At 60.5% G+C, this 14,538-nt stretch carries 11 protein-coding genes; 1 reads left to right on the forward strand and 10 read right to left on the reverse strand.

Translation table 11 applies throughout. The features are described from left to right. Positions 1-89: 89 nt before the first annotated feature. From trxA to tsaE, 6 genes are all read right to left on the reverse strand, one after another. On the reverse strand, positions 90-425 hold the full coding sequence (gene trxA / locus KI792_11165; GenBank protein ID MBV6633575.1) for a thioredoxin TrxA: 336 nt from the start codon (positions 423-425) through the stop codon (positions 90-92). A 218-nt stretch (positions 426-643) separates the two neighbouring features. Next, the gene (gene addA, locus KI792_11170) at positions 644-4,198 is read right to left on the reverse strand and encodes a double-strand break repair helicase AddA (GenBank protein MBV6633576.1); all 3,555 of its coding nucleotides are present in this window, start codon (positions 4,196-4,198) and stop codon (positions 644-646) included. A 3-nt stretch (positions 4,199-4,201) separates the two neighbouring features. Continuing rightward, complete coding sequence (addB, locus tag KI792_11175; GenBank protein ID MBV6633577.1) at positions 4,202-7,273, reverse strand: double-strand break repair protein AddB; 3,072 nt, start codon at positions 7,271-7,273, stop codon at positions 4,202-4,204. 8 nt (positions 7,274-7,281) lie between these two features. Then, positions 7,282-8,007: a nucleotidyltransferase family protein gene (locus KI792_11180; GenBank protein ID MBV6633578.1), complete on the reverse strand. Its 726-nt coding sequence runs from the start codon at positions 8,005-8,007 to the stop codon at positions 7,282-7,284. Positions 8,008-8,135: 128 nt separating this feature from the next. Then, on the reverse strand, positions 8,136-9,236 hold the full coding sequence (locus KI792_11185) for a phosphotransferase (GenBank protein MBV6633579.1): 1,101 nt from the start codon (positions 9,234-9,236) through the stop codon (positions 8,136-8,138). A gap of 57 nt (positions 9,237-9,293) precedes the next feature. Further along, positions 9,294-9,770 carry a tRNA (adenosine(37)-N6)-threonylcarbamoyltransferase complex ATPase subunit type 1 TsaE gene (gene tsaE, locus KI792_11190; protein ID MBV6633580.1) on the reverse strand — a complete coding sequence of 159 codons (477 nt, stop codon included), beginning with the start codon at positions 9,768-9,770 and terminating at the stop codon, positions 9,294-9,296. A 58-nt stretch (positions 9,771-9,828) separates the two neighbouring features. On the opposite strand from tsaE, the gene KI792_11195 reads away from it, so the two are divergent. After that, a complete protein-coding gene (locus KI792_11195; protein ID MBV6633581.1) occupies positions 9,829-10,851 on the forward strand; it encodes an NAD(P)/FAD-dependent oxidoreductase in 1,023 nt (340 codons plus the stop codon). Between the two features lie 56 nt (positions 10,852-10,907). Here KI792_11195 and ahcY read toward each other — a convergent pair whose 3' ends face one another. From ahcY to KI792_11215, 4 genes are all read right to left on the reverse strand, one after another. Further along, positions 10,908-12,206, reverse strand: coding sequence for an adenosylhomocysteinase (gene ahcY / locus KI792_11200; protein MBV6633582.1), 1,299 nt, complete (start codon positions 12,204-12,206; stop codon positions 10,908-10,910). Positions 12,207-12,432: 226 nt separating this feature from the next. Beyond that, on the reverse strand, positions 12,433-12,711 hold the full coding sequence (locus KI792_11205) for an HPr family phosphocarrier protein (protein MBV6633583.1): 279 nt from the start codon (positions 12,709-12,711) through the stop codon (positions 12,433-12,435). Positions 12,712-12,745: 34 nt separating this feature from the next. Continuing rightward, positions 12,746-13,165, reverse strand: coding sequence for a PTS sugar transporter subunit IIA (locus tag KI792_11210; protein ID MBV6633584.1), 420 nt, complete (start codon positions 13,163-13,165; stop codon positions 12,746-12,748). 97 nt (positions 13,166-13,262) lie between these two features. Beyond that, positions 13,263-14,522, reverse strand: a complete 1,260-nt coding sequence (locus KI792_11215) for a CCA tRNA nucleotidyltransferase (GenBank protein MBV6633585.1) — start codon at positions 14,520-14,522, stop codon at positions 13,263-13,265. Between the last annotated feature and the right edge of the window lie 16 nt (positions 14,523-14,538).

The raw sequence follows: 14,538 nt of genomic DNA on the forward strand, positions 1-14,538 counted from the left end.
GACCCAAAACGAAACAGGCGCCGCAATAAAGCGGCGCCTGTCATCGATATCTCGTTTCAATTCTGACGCCCAGACGGGGCGTTGAAGCTTTAGAGGGTGCCTTCGACCCAGCTGACCAGGTCGGTCTTTGGCATCGCACCAATCTTGGTGCCTGCAACCTGACCATCCTTAAACAGCATGAGGGTTGGAATGCCCCGCACACCGTATTTGGTTGGGATCATTGGGTTTTCATCGATATTGACCTTAGCAACCCGAAGCTTGCCACCCATCTCCTGGGCTAAATCTTCAAGGATTGGTGCGATCTGCTTACAAGGGCCGCACCATTCGGCCCAGAAATCAACGAGCACAGGCTCGGATGATTGCAGCACATCACTGTCAAAACTGTCATCGGTGACGCTTGCGGTCACGCTTTCCTCGTCGGCCATGCTTGCCTCCGCTTTGCTCTGTTTTTCGGTTTAAAGGTGACTGTTTGTGTGGGGTCCGGTCTCAGCTCTGAGAGCCTGACCGCGGCGCCTTCATTCAGCGCTGTCGCTCCTTGGGCTAGACCGTAGCCACCCGGTACATTCTGGGTCAAGCCTCCTGCCAACCCATTGCTCACCGCTAAAGATGGGCGGCATTCAACCCCCATGCAAGAGGCTTCAAGCTAACCCTTTGACTTACCAGGAAGATAGGGGGCGAGTGCCGTCTGATCAATCGGCATAAGACGCGGTTCAACCGTCCACAGGAGGGCTGATTCTACCGGCTTACCGCCGGAGATCCGCCCAACTAGATCGCTATAAAACGCCAATTGGCGCAGATAGGTAGCGGGAACCTGATCAACCAGCTTGGGCGGCGGGCGGTTGGTTTTGTAATCAACAATGATGATCCGGTCGGGCAAGGCGATCAGCCGATCAATCTGACCGTTAATCGTGACCAACTCCCCCTCCGCCGATCGAACACGCCCGGTTACCGACACCTCAGCGACGCTTCCTGGACCGAATAGCGGACTGAAGGCCGGATCATCGAGGATGTTCATTACCTCGCCCGCCAGCTCTTCCTGCGCGGCAAGCTCCAACCCATGATGCGGCTGGGCCAGATAGGCAGCGAGCCGGCGACGCCTTACCGCTTCTGGCGCGTCGGGCAGCCATTGCAACAGGGTGTGAACCAAACGCCCACGAACCAGGGCGGCGCTGGTCCCAATCTCAGCCAGTGGTGAGGCCGCCGCCGACCCAACCTCATCAGCACCGGGGCCGGATGGGGTTAGGGCAATATCCTGATCCCGCTCGGTGACCACGGCACTGACAGCCCAGCTCGGCAGCGGCTCTTTATGGGCAGAGATTGCTTCCCGGCGGCGATCTGGCTTTGCCGGTCGATCCTGCTGGGAGAAGTAGGTTTTGGCCTCAACCCCGGACATCAGCGTTTTGGAAACCGTCTCATGCTCCGCCAACTGATCAAGCCCAGCCTCAATCAACCGGTACCAACAATTGGCTGGTGGCGCGTTGCGCTGACCGTAGCCACAGACCAAAAGCCAGTCAGCCGCTCGGGTCATTGCCACATAGAGTAGGCGGTTTGCCTCCTCCTCCCGTCGCTGCCCCGCTGCAACCCGGCGATCCCGGGCCGCACCAACCAGCTCCGCTGATGATGGGGCCCATAGCGGTGGCCCAGCCTCAGCAATCTCAATTGGCCAAAGCGGTTTGGACGCATCGTTGCGGGCGGATTGTGCCGTGTCCGGCAGGATAACGATGGGTGCCTGCAAACCCTTGGAGCCGTGGACCGTCATGATTCGCACCTCATCAGCGGCGGCTTCCTGATCCCGCTTAATCTCAGGTGCGCTGGTTAACAGCCAGTCCAGGAAGTACTGCAAGCTGCCGGGACGCTCACGCTCAAAGGATAGGCAGCGATCAAGGAATTCATCTAGCGGTTCAGCCGCGTCGAGGCCGAGGCGGGAGAGCATGGCACGGCGGCCCGTTGCCTCTGGCTTGGCGGGACAGTTCTCGGCCAGCAGACCGGCGAACAGCTGATAGGGGCTAATGAAATCAACCCGGGCTAGCCACCGCTCGAGGTATGCGGCCACCTGGGCGAAAGGCGCATCGGAACGGCCGCGCAGAACCTGCCGCAGCGTGTCATCACCGCGACCGATTGCGAGTGTCGCAAGCTGTTCATCATCAAGGCCGATCAGCGGAGATTTGAGGACGCAGGCCAGTGTCAAATCATCTTCAGGCAACAGCAGGAACTCTGCGAAGGCAAGGAGATCGCTAACCGCCAGCTGGTCTGGCAGCACCATCCGGTCGGCACCGGCCACGGGAACGCCCCTTGCCTGCAGTGCCCGCACCATGATGGCGGGTGGGAAGCTGGCCCTGGAACGGACCAGGATCATGACATCGCCCGGTCGAACCGCGCGGCCATACGGCTCCAGCTCGGCCTTATCACGCAGCCATTCGGCAATCTGATCCGCGATCCGGTCAGCCAACCGCGTCTTGGCAGAGCGGGTCTCAACCGGCTCCATCGGCGGTAGGGCCCAGGGCTGTGGCCCATCGACCTTGCCATCATCCTCCCCCTCGGCAAAGGCAGGCTCCAACGGCCACAACCAAACTTTGCCAGCATGGCCCTGCCGGGATGATCGGTGCTCTACCAACTGCCCGTCTGCAACCACGCCGGTTCTTGCGTGCCCCTGGGCAAAGACAGCATCAACCAGCTGAAGAACCGGTGCCGAGGTTCTGAAAGACTGGTTAAGGCCAATGGCATCCCAGCGCTGCTCCGCCGCCTTGATCTGCTCCTCAAAATAGGCTCGCATGCGCTTGAAGGTTTCAGGGCTAGCGCGCTGAAAGCTGAAGATCGACTGCTTGTCATCGCCCACCACGAACAGGCTGCGTGTCGCAATATCGGCGGCGCCCAACCCGGCGAAGAACTCCTCAGCAATGGCACGAACAATATCCCACTGCTCTGGGTTCGTGTCCTGCGCCTCATCAATCAGTAGGTGATCGATCCCCTGATCCAGCTTGTAGAGAACCCATGCGGCTTTACCGTCGGCCTGTAGCAGGTCACGGCTAGTCAAGATCAAGTCGTTGAAGTCGAGATAGCCCAGCCGTTGCTTAATCGAGGCATAGGCAGCGAGGATGGCGTGCCCGACGATTAGGAGGTGGCAACTAGCCTCGGCCAGCTTGGCCGACTTCCAAGCATCGACCAGTTGGACCAGCCGTGCTTGCTCCGCCTTCAGGGCCTCATGATGGGCCTCATGCCCCTTAAGGCACAGCGTCTTTTCAGAACATGGCTCACCAGCCTTGGTGAAGAAACAGCCAAGATAGGCATCAAGATGCGGCTCCCGGGCTGTGCCTTCAGCCGCCAGGAAGGCCGCCATCGCATCGGCCATTTTGATAGCTGTTTTACGCGGCTGCTTACCCGTACCACCCGCATCAACCGAGAGGTCCGCGGTTGCGGCCCGCAACGCCACCAGATCACGGCGCGGATCATCCAGAATGTCTTGGCGATACGTCTCTGGGGACCTGCTTCGGTCAACACCCATGGCCCGATGCACCTCACCCAGCAGGGCATCGATATCACTGCCCAGACGGCGCAGCTCACGGGCAAAGCGGCCCCGTTCATCGATCAGGGCACCGATGGTGTCGGCGAACTGATCCGCATTCTGCCGACCGGTTAGGAACTCAAGCGCGGCCGCAACCTCTGGCGGGTTACTGGTACCGGCTAACACTCGCTGCCGCGCCTGGGCCAGCGCGGCCTCAGCCGCCGCATCTTCAATCAGGCGGAACCGTGGGCTAACCCCTGCCTCCACCGGGAAGCGGCGCAAGAGGCCCGTACAGAATGAGTGGATGGTCTGGATCTGCAAACCGCCCGGCGCTTCCAAAACCTTGGAGAACAGGCCGCGTGCCCGCAAGCGGTACATCTGTTCCGGTGGCCCATCGAGACCGAGCAGGTCGGCGAGGCTCTGGTCCAGCTTTGCCTCATCAGCGACGGCCCATTCGCCGAGCCGCTGCTGTAAGCGGATGGCCATCTCAGCTGCACCGGCCTTGGTGAAGGTAACGCAGAGGATCTTCGTCGGCGCCACCCCATCAAGGAGCAGGCGCAAAACCCTGTCGGTCAGGACCTTGGTCTTGCCGGTCCCGGCCGAGGCATTGACCCAGACGCTAGCGCCAGGATCGGCGGCGCGGCGCTGCTGAACATCCGCACTTTGAATGGCGGCAAGAGGCGTGTCAGGGGCCATGGCCTACCGATCCTCCAGCAGGCCCGGCGCCCACTCATCAACGCGGGATAGGTGGCGATAATCATCAAAACGGGGCGCCAGCTTGGGCCTGGGCACGGCCAGATAGGGGCGCGCCGGATCGGCAAACGCATCCATCAGGGCAACGATGCCAGCCGCCGCATAATCCACCAGTGCCTGGGCATCATCACCGTCATAATCATTAAGCTTACCGCCAGCGCCCAACCCGTTTAACTGCCAGTACTCAAGCCGCGACTGGGCGGCAGCCGCGACGCCCTCAAACCCACCATCGCGGGCCATGACAGCCTCCAGCGCCAGCTGTGGCTCAATCCCCAGATAGACTTGATTTCGATCCGGTACACCGCCGGTTTTGTAATCGATGACCGATAGGGCATCGGCATGGGCATCAAAACGGTCAGCGCGGCCACGCAGGCTGGTTTCGCTGCGCTCGCCCTTGATTGTCACCTTACCGGCCAGTTCAGTCGCCAAAGGCGCCCAACCCTGGGCCCGGCGCTCTTGCTCATAATCGACAAACCAGGCGGCGATGCGCTCAAACCGCGACCACCAGAAGCTGTGGATTTCCGGCTGCCCAGCCAACGGGGCAAACAACCCCTCCCCAATTTCCAACAGACGATCCAAGGCATCAGCCTCAATCGCCTTGCCATGCTGTTTGATGTAGAGGTTCAGCGCATCGTGGATCAGCTTACCGCGATCAGAGGCGCCGGGCGGTAGTTCCAAATCATCGAGGGCGTTAAGACCCAAGATATTGCGGGCATAAAAACCGTAAGGGTTCCGCATCAGCAGGCTAACATCAGTCACCCGCAAATCGGTCGGTCGCTGTGCCGCGGCCGGTCTGGGCTCAGGTGGCGCGATTGGCTGCACCTGATCCGGGTCAGGGCGATCAAGCGCCAACGCCCAGTCGTGATAGCGCTTGGCCCGGTCCTTCATGGTCTCAAGCGGCTTTGCCTCTGCCCCCTCAAGACCCGACCAACGGGTCATCAAGACGTCGAGATACTGTAGCCAACGCGCTGGGATTGTTGGTGCGCCGCCCTGACGGATAGCCCTGAGCAGGAACACCTCATCAGCACCTAAAGCCTGGGCGAAATCATGGGCCTGTTGCCCCAACCGCCGCTCTGGGGTTGGCAAGCCAAGCTGACGCCGCATGGGCCGCGATAACCACGGATCGGCGGTTGGCTCCGGCGGCCAGGTCCCCTCATTCAAACCGGCCAGGATTACCCGGTCCGCGCGAACCAGACGTGCCTCGAGCAAGCCTAGGATTGTTAGCCTCGGATGTGCCTGCTGACGTGGGCGCACAACCTGACCTTCCATCAGGGTCGCCAGGAAGGCGGCATAGGCAGACGGCGCCAAGGGTGGGAAGCCATCGCTGGCACCCATCAAATCAGTGAGGAAGGCCGCCGCCTGCTCCCCTGCCTCATCACACCAAAGGCGCTCTGAACCTTCCGTGTCTGGCGTTGCGGCCAAAGCTTCGGCGAGCTTGATATGGGCCTGAACCAGGCTGGCCAGCGGGCTTCGCGCATCCTCAAACACCGGCAGAGCATCTGCCAGATCATTAACGAAGCCCTGGCACAGTTTAATCATGCCGGGCGTTGCCTGGCGGCGTGGATCGCTGGCTGCCGCCTCAATCGCCCCATGCAGTCCTTCAACCCCAGCCCCTGGTGTCGGGCCGCGTAGGGCCAAACGCTCCAGCAGGCGAATACTCTCCCGGCACTGGGCCGTTGACCGGCCAAGGGCCGCAAAGGGGTGTTTGAAGGTGGCCAGAAGATCGCGCGGGCGGAGGTCACCCGCCATCAAGGTTGCGGTCATCCGCAGCCAGTTGCCAACCGGTGTCTCGCCCAGTGGCTGACCACCACTATCGTTCACCGTAATACCGAAGCGGCCCAGAATACTGGCGACCCGACGGGCGAGGTCACGGTCCGGCGTCACCAGCATGACGGTCTGTGGCCCGACAAGTGCGTCGTTATCTAAGACCTCCCGCATGGCCAACGCCGCGACCGTCGCCTCATGCTCAGGGCCCGTGCAATCAACCGGTGTGATCCCCTCCACGGCCGCAGGCTCGGCCTCATCCAACATGCCCTGGGTCAATGCGCGGATCAGTCCATCGCGTTGCCGTACCACCAAGGGCGGCATGGCCGCTTCAGGATGTGGTTTGGGCCAAAGCGGCACATCCTCAACCAAATCCCGTGCTTCTGGCTTGAGTGATAGCGCCGCCCGCAACAACTGATGCTGTGGATGGCTCTCTGGCAAGTCCGGCATATCGGCCGGGCTCAAAGACTGATCCAGGCCGGGCAGGATGACGGCACCGTGGTCCAACGCGCAAACCGCATGCATTAGGGCCATGGTGGCGGGGATCGACCCGGTGGAGCCAACAATCAGAACTGGTTCTTTTGGTGCCTCACGAACCAGCCTTGCCGCCGCACGGCGCAACCACAGATCGCGATAATGCGCCGGGTTAATCGCCCCCAACTGTTCAAGAATACCGGGCCAATGCTGGCCTAGAATATCGAGAAAGGTCAGGGTCTCTTGCCAGTGCTCGGCATAGTCATCGGGGACCAGGCCGTGAAAGGCATCAAGCTCGATCCCCTCGGTATCCAACTGATCGAGCAGGCGGGCAAGCTCCGCCGCCAAATCGGCCGCAAGCTCGGGCGCGATTGGTTCGTCGCTTGGCTTCGCCAGGATCGCACGGGCCAGGCGCATCTGACGGTTCAACGCGCCAATCGCCGGCGGCAGTGGCTCCAGCCCCGGATCATCGCCGGTCAGGACCAACTCATCCTCATCAACATCACCGATGGGGCGCAGGATAGGAAGGAGGAGTGCGGCCTCTTCCCCCTCATCACCATCGGCGGCCAGCTCTAGGAAGGCGGCACGCATGGCGCGGCAGGCCCGGCGAGTGGGCAGCATAATGGTGATCTGGGCCAGGCTCATCGGCTCGGCCTGACAGCGCTGCCAGATACCATGCGCAATGGTTTCAAGCATTGGCATGGTCGGCGGCAGGGTGAAAACCCCACGCGGCCAGGCGGCCCAGGGATCTATTACCTCGGGGTCGTCAGTCGGCGCCATCGCTGGCCCTAAACCATATGGAGGGGGTCAAGCCACCGTGCGCGCTCTGGCGCCAGCTGCTCATCAGCGAGGTCCAGCCCCTCTGGCGTGCCGACATGGAACCAGACGCCATCATGAGACATGCCGAACAACCGCTCATCTTCAATTGCCCGGTCCCAGAACCGGTTGAAGGAGAAAGATTCAGCCGGTGGATCGGTGATCAGAGAGGGGGACACCAATTGCACCCCGCCGTAAACAAAGGGGGCAATGTTCCAATCTTGACGGCGGATTAGGCGGCCATCGGGCGCCATCTCAAAATCGCCGCGCCCCTCATAATCGCCAAAGACACGAACCGTTGGCTGCACCATAAGCAGGGCATCCATCTCCCCAGGCACCCAAAGCTCGGCCATACGCTCAAGCAACGGGCTAGGCCCATCGAGCCAGAGGGTATCGGCGTTGATGACAAAGAACGGATCGTCGCCCAGATGCTCGCGGGCATTGTAGACCCCGCCGCCGGTCTCTAACCGCTCTGGCTCCGCAACGGTAATGAACTCTGCCTCATCCCGGTTATCCAGGTGGTCGATAATCTGCTCACCTAGATAGCTGGCATTAACCACCACCCGCTCAATGCCAAAGGCTTGCAGGCGGTCGATCACCCAATCGATTAGGGGACGGTCGGCGACCTGCAACATGGGCTTGGGCGTATCATCGGTTAGATGACGCATCCGCTCACCACGGCCGGCCGCCATGATCATCGCGGTATGGGGCCGGACATGAGTTGATGCGGATGATGCCGGCGCGCTGCCAGACTCCGTTGCGGTGTCGAGAGTGTCGGCAACGGGTTGGGTGGCTGCGGTCATGATCGCTGCTGCTTTAGGTTAATTTAAGTGACCAGATCGGCCCGGAACTCGGCCGGGACATTACGCTCAAACCAGGCACGGACACCGTCCAGCTCTGGCTCGGCCTCAAACGCTTCTTCAAGCAGGCGCCAACAACGCGGCACATACTTCATATAGCTGTCATCGCCCTCTTCCACCGCCATCTCAGCGAAGACGCCAAGAACGCGGACCATGCGCTGAGCTTTCAGCACGTTATAGGCGGTTTGAAACTGCTCACGATCCAAGTCGGGGAAGATCTTAAGGTAGCCCTGGCGCATAGCCTGGGTCACCTCAGGCGCCAAATCGCGGCGCACATCCTCAAGCAGGGATACCAGGTCATAGATACCGGGGCCCATGCCGCCATCCTGGAAATCCAGGACGCCAACCCGTTGGAATGCGGAGGTATCGTTGATGTCGACGCCTTCCTCGGTCACCTCAAGCAACATGAGGTTGTCGAGGATGTAGTCACGCAAGATAAGGCTTTGCGGCATCTCACAAGCGGGGCCGAGGACGGCCTCCCAAACCTGGATGAACAGCTCCACCATCTCCTGAAGTTCCATTGGGTCTTCAGGTAGCAGGTCAGCACCGCGCATATAGGTATCGAGGAACAGGGCGGCCTGATCGGCAAAGGTAGCGGCGTCGAACACGCGCAAGCCGGTGCCCATTGGCGCTTCAAACCGCTTATGCAGAGCAATCAGAAGTTTGGTTGCACGGGTCAGCAATGGCTTCGCCTCGGCACCGCCATCGATCAGGCTGCTGAAAGTCTCATTGCCAAAATCCTCAACCAGCATGAAGCCATGGTCGAGGTCGCGAGCCATGATCTCTGGCGCGGAGATGCCGACATTATGCAGCAGCTCTTGAATGCGGATGAAACGATTGACCACCGGACCCGGGGTCAACCAATCAACAAAAATGGCCTGGGATTCGGGATCAACGCCGCTATCGGTTAGGCGAATGATTGCTTTTTCAGACGCGCTGGCGGGAAGCAGCTCACGCTCGGCTTCGCTCCACCCGTACTTGTCGACAAACGCCTCAGCTAATGCCGAGCGGTCATCGGCCGCTGTGGTGTCAGCGGCGGTATCAGACGTGGCCTGATCGTTGTCCAACCGGGGGGCCCTTAAGAATGCGTGTCGATAAACTGGTCAGCGACATAGTGTTAGCTGTCAAAGCCCAGCAATCAAGTCCCGTATTCGGTTACCCCAGTCGCCGTGCCCGTGCAACTGAACCGAACGTTGATCGGCAGAACTGCCCGGCGCGATCTGCAAATGCAGCACATTACCGGGTGGCATGGCGCCCAAACGCGATGGCCATTCCACCAGGGCGGTAACATCCGGGCCGCCCACAGCCTCCCATCCCAGCTCAATCAACTCACTGGGATCTTCCAACCGATAAAGGTCGTAATGGTAGAGTTCCCCACCCTTGGGCAGGGCATATTGCTGAACTAGGGTGAAGGTCGGGCTCGGCACGTTTTCATCCGATCCCAACAGCGCTTGCACCATGGCACGAGCCAGCGTGGTCTTCCCCGCCCCCAACGGTCCGTCGAGCAGGATGATGTCGCCACCTTGGCAGGCGGTCGCGAGGGCGGCACCAAACTGGGCCGTCGCCTGCTCATCCGCGAGGGTTAAGGTTGCCTCCGCCATGGTCGCTGTGCTTTCTCCACTGCTCTATTCCGGCGCCCAGCCATAGGACGAAACCGCCATGAATGCGACCCCTATCCAAACAACCGATGTAACCATTATTGGTGCTGGCCCGGTCGGCCTTTACGCCATTTTCCAATGCGGCATGCTGGGCATGAAGATTGAAGTGGTGGACGCCCTGCCCGAAATCGGGGGTCAATGCACAGCCCTATACCCTGAGAAGCCAATCTATGACGTGGCGGGCTTCCCCGAGGTGGCCGCCGCCGATCTGATTGAACAGCTGGAGCAGCAGGCCGCACCCTTTAACCCCAACTATCACCTGAACCAATCGGTGACGGGGCTGGAGGAGATCGAGGGCGGCTATCGCATCACCACGGCCAAAGACACGGTGATTGAGACGAAAGCGATCATCATCGCCGCCGGCGCCGGTGCCTTTGGTCCCAACCGGCCACCGCTTGCGGGGATTGAGGATTATGAAGGAAGCGCGGTGTTCTACGCCGTGCGTCGCCGGGATGATCTCAAGGGCAAGCGCATCGTCATCGCCGGTGGCGGCGATAGCGCGGTTGATTGGGCCCTTTCCCTGCATGAGATTGCTAAGCGGGTCACCGTGATCCATCGCCGGGATAAGTTCCGCGCCATCCCCGACAATGTCGCCAAAATGCGCGCCCTGGCCGAGGCTGATAAGCTCGACCTGGTCATCCCCTATCAACTGCACGCGCTGGATGGCGACGGTACTAATCTGAACCAGGTGATCCTGAAATCCATGGATGGGGATGAGAAGGTGATTGAGGCGGATACCTTACTCCCCTTCTTCGGCCTCGCCACCGATCTAGGCCCGCTCAAAGACTGGGGCATCGCGTTTGAGAAGAGCCAGATCACCATCGCCCCCAGCACGGGCGAGACCTCAAAACCCGGCATCTTCGCCGTCGGCGATGTCGCGACCTATCCGGGCAAACTAAAGCTGATCGTCAACGGCTTCGGCGAAGCCGCCACCGCCGCCCATAACGCCTACGCCAAGGTATTCCCGGGCCAAGCGCTGCACTTTGAGTACTCGACAACCAAGGGCGTGCCAGGCGCGGCATAGAAAAAGGCCCCAACCTTTCGGCGGGGCCTTTTCTGAAACCGAAGGGACTGTGTCCCTTAGTAGCGATAGTGCTCTGGCTTGTAGGGGCCGTTTTCGGCGACGCCTAGATACTCGGCTTGCTCTTGGCTGAGCTTGGTCAGCTTGGCGCCAATTTTGTCGAGGTGCAGCATGGCGACCTTCTCGTCCAGCTTCTTCGGCAGGACATAGACCTGACGCTCATACTGGTCGTGGTTCTGCCAAAGCTCGATCTGGGCGAGCACCTGGTTGGTGAAGGACGCACTCATCACGAAGCTTGGGTGGCCAGTGGCGCAGCCCAGGTTCACGAGGCGGCCTTGGGCCAGGAGGATCATGCGCTTGCCATCGGGGAAGACAACCTCATCAACCTGTGGCTTTACCTCTTCCCAAACGAGGTTGTTCAGGCTCTCAACCTGAATCTCGTTATCGAAGTGGCCGATGTTACAAACGATCGCCCGGTCCTTCATCTCCCGCATGTGGTCGAGGGTGATGATGTCCTTGTTACCGGTGGCGGTGACGAAGATGTCGGCCTTAGGTGCCGCCTCTTCCATGGTCACGACCTCATAGCCTTCCATGGCAGCTTGCAGGGCGCAGATCGGGTCGATCTCAGTGACCATCACGCGGGCACCGGCCTGACGCAGGCTGTCGGCGGAGCCCTTACCAACATCACCGAAACCGGCGACGACGGCGACCTTACCGGCCATCATCACGTCGGTGGCACGGCGGATACCGTCAACCAGGCTCTCACGGCAGCCATAAAGGTTGTCGAATTTCGACTTGGTCACGCTGTCATTGACGTTAATCGCAGGCACGCGCAGCTGGCCAGCCTTGGCCATCTCATAAAGGCGGTGCACGCCGGTGGTGGTTTCCTCGGAAACGCCCAGCACGTCGTCGAGCAGCTGTGGGTATTTGTCGTGCATCAGCTTGGTGAGGTCACCGCCATCATCAAGCAGCAGGTTTGGACGCCAGCCATCTGGACCAGCGATGGTTTGCTCAACCGCCCACCAGTATTCTTCCTCATCCATACCCTTCCAGGCAAAGACCGGGATGCCAGCAGCGGCGATAGCAGCGGCGGCGTGGTCTTGGGTTGAGAAGATGTTACAGGAGGACCAGCGGATCTCAGCGCCCAGGGCAGCCAGGGTTTCGATCAGCACGGCGGTCTGAATGGTCATGTGCAGGCAGCCGGTGATGCGGGCACCTTTGAGTGGCTGCTCAGCGCCGAACTCTTCGCGCACAGCCATAAGGCCAGGCATCTCGGTTTCGGCGATGGCGATCTCACGACGACCGAAATCGGCGAGACCGATATCTTTAACTTTGTAATCGGTGAAGTCGGCTTGCATGGCGGGTGCTGACATGGTGCTTCCTATGTGAGGCTCGGTTAATGGGGCGCCCTCAAAAGGCGATCACTAAATTCGTATTCCGCATCCGAAACGGTAGAGGTGACGGTGCGGATAGGTGGGGCTATAAATAGGGCGACGGCAAAGGGCAAGCAAAGGTGAATTGCCGCATGGCCGAGACCCGGGCGCTGCAGGGCAGTCCTGGGGCAGGTTTTACGGCAAAGAACGTCTATTCATCCTCGCCAAATCGGCTTGTCACCAGGTTAATAAGGGCATCAACGGCGGCCCCTGCTTTCGCACCCTCGCCAGCAATCTCAATTTCGGTCCCCGGCCCGGCTGCCAGAACCAGCAAGCCCATGATGGATTTGCCCGACACTTCGGTACCGGCCTTGGTCACGGTCACCTCAGCATCAAAGGTTTCCGCCAGTTTGACGAATTTGGCTGAGGCGCGGGCATGCAGGCCACGCTGATTACAGATGGTGACGGTTTTTGAGATTTTGTCGGTCATGGTGACGGGAACAAGCGTCACCAGGCCCCAAAAATCAAGTGGCGTCCTGCAAGAGGCTGGACGCCACGCTGATGTATTTACGGGCAGAGTCGCAGGCGGCGGCCACGGCTTTCGGCAATGTCTCGGTGGTTCGGACACTGGCCAGCTTGACCAACATGGGCAAATTCACCCCGGCGATCACCTCAACCTTGGCGCCGGTTCTGGCCCCAACATCCATAATTGAGATGGCTAGATTCGAGGGCGTGCCGCCGAACATATCGGTGCAGACAATAACCCCGTCGCCGGTATCCACATCCGAGGCGGCCTCGATAATGTCCTGGCGCCGCTGCTCCATATCATCATCGGCGCCGATTGAGATGGCACGCACCGCCTCCTGGGGGCCGACCACATGCTCCATCGCGGCAATCATCTCAGCGGCCATACGGCCGTGGGTGACAACAACAAGTCCGATCATTTGTCTCGATGTTCCCCTAATCGACACGGCGAAATAAGTGCCGCAGCCGCATAGTGCCGCAATTGTGCAGAGCAGCAAAGCGAGAACCGTAAAGTAACTAGTCGATCTGACCGATCAGATGCTTGGCTTGCACAAGCGTGGCCTCTCGGCCCGGCGCCCGCCCCGCATCAAACCACCACATTTCCAGGGCCTTCAGCACTTCACCTAGCTTCGGCCCGGGTGCCAGTCCCAGCGCTTGAAGGTCCTGCCCATTCACGGGCAGTTCAACCGGCTGCCACGTACTTGCTGCTGCCAGGACACCATCAAGGTCACTACTTGGGCTGCGACCAGTGGCGAAATCCAGCCAGGCACGATCCGTCACGGCCTGAACACCCAAACGGTGCATCGCCAACTCAAGATTATCCGGCATATCGCGGAGCATGATGGTCAAGCGGCGGCGATCGGCATTGGAAAGCTTCAGGTGATCCGCCACCTGATCACGAACACCCTCATCCCCAGGCAATGAAATACCAAGGCACAACACGGCATCGGTGACTGGGAATGCATCATGCCCATCGGCCGCCGCGAGGCATTCCGCCGACAACTCAACTGGCAGGGCATGCTTTAGAATACCGGTACCGGCCATCAGGGCGATCAGGCTCGCCCCCGATGCCTGGCCCAGAATGCGGAATAGCTCTTCCCGGATCCGCTCCCCCGACAAGTGTTCGATTAATGCGGCCTGGCCGATGCAGGCTTCCATCGCGGCAACATCGGGGGCACCGGCAGCAAACCGACCGTGGAACCGGAAGAACCTAAGGATGCGCAAATGATCCTCGGCAATTCGCTGGCTGGCCTCACCAATGAACCGGACACGACCCGCCTTAAGGTCGGCCTGACCATTGGTCCAATCCTCTAAAACGCCGTCACGGGTGGCGTTCAGGGCATTAATTGTGAAGTCGCGCCGCGCCGCATCCTCCCGCCAAGATTGGCTGAACGCGACCTCGGCATGGCGGCCATCGGTACTGACATCACGGCGGAGGGTCGTGATCTCGACCGTGCCGCCGCCCTGCTCTTTCTGGGCCAGGGCGGTTATGGTCCCATGCTCAATTCCGGTTGGGATAGCCTTCAGCCCGGCGGCCTCAAGCAACTTGATAACGCCTTCGGGTTCAACCGCCGTTGCCAGATCGATATCGCTGGGTTCCTGGCCCAGCACGGCGTCGCGGACGCAGCCGCCGACAAACCGTGCCTCAGCCCCTGCCGCCGCAAAGGCATCAAAGACGGCAATAACATGCCCAGCAGTTGCCCAGCCCGGCAGATCAATAGACCCGGTAAGCGGCTCGGTTAGCAGGCGATCATTTGGTAGGGGGTCAGAGGGCACGCGCCGTAATCCGTCG

Source organism: Alphaproteobacteria bacterium SS10 (assembly GCA_019192455.1).
In the GTDB taxonomy this organism is placed as follows: Bacteria; Pseudomonadota; Alphaproteobacteria; order TMED2; family TMED2; genus TMED2.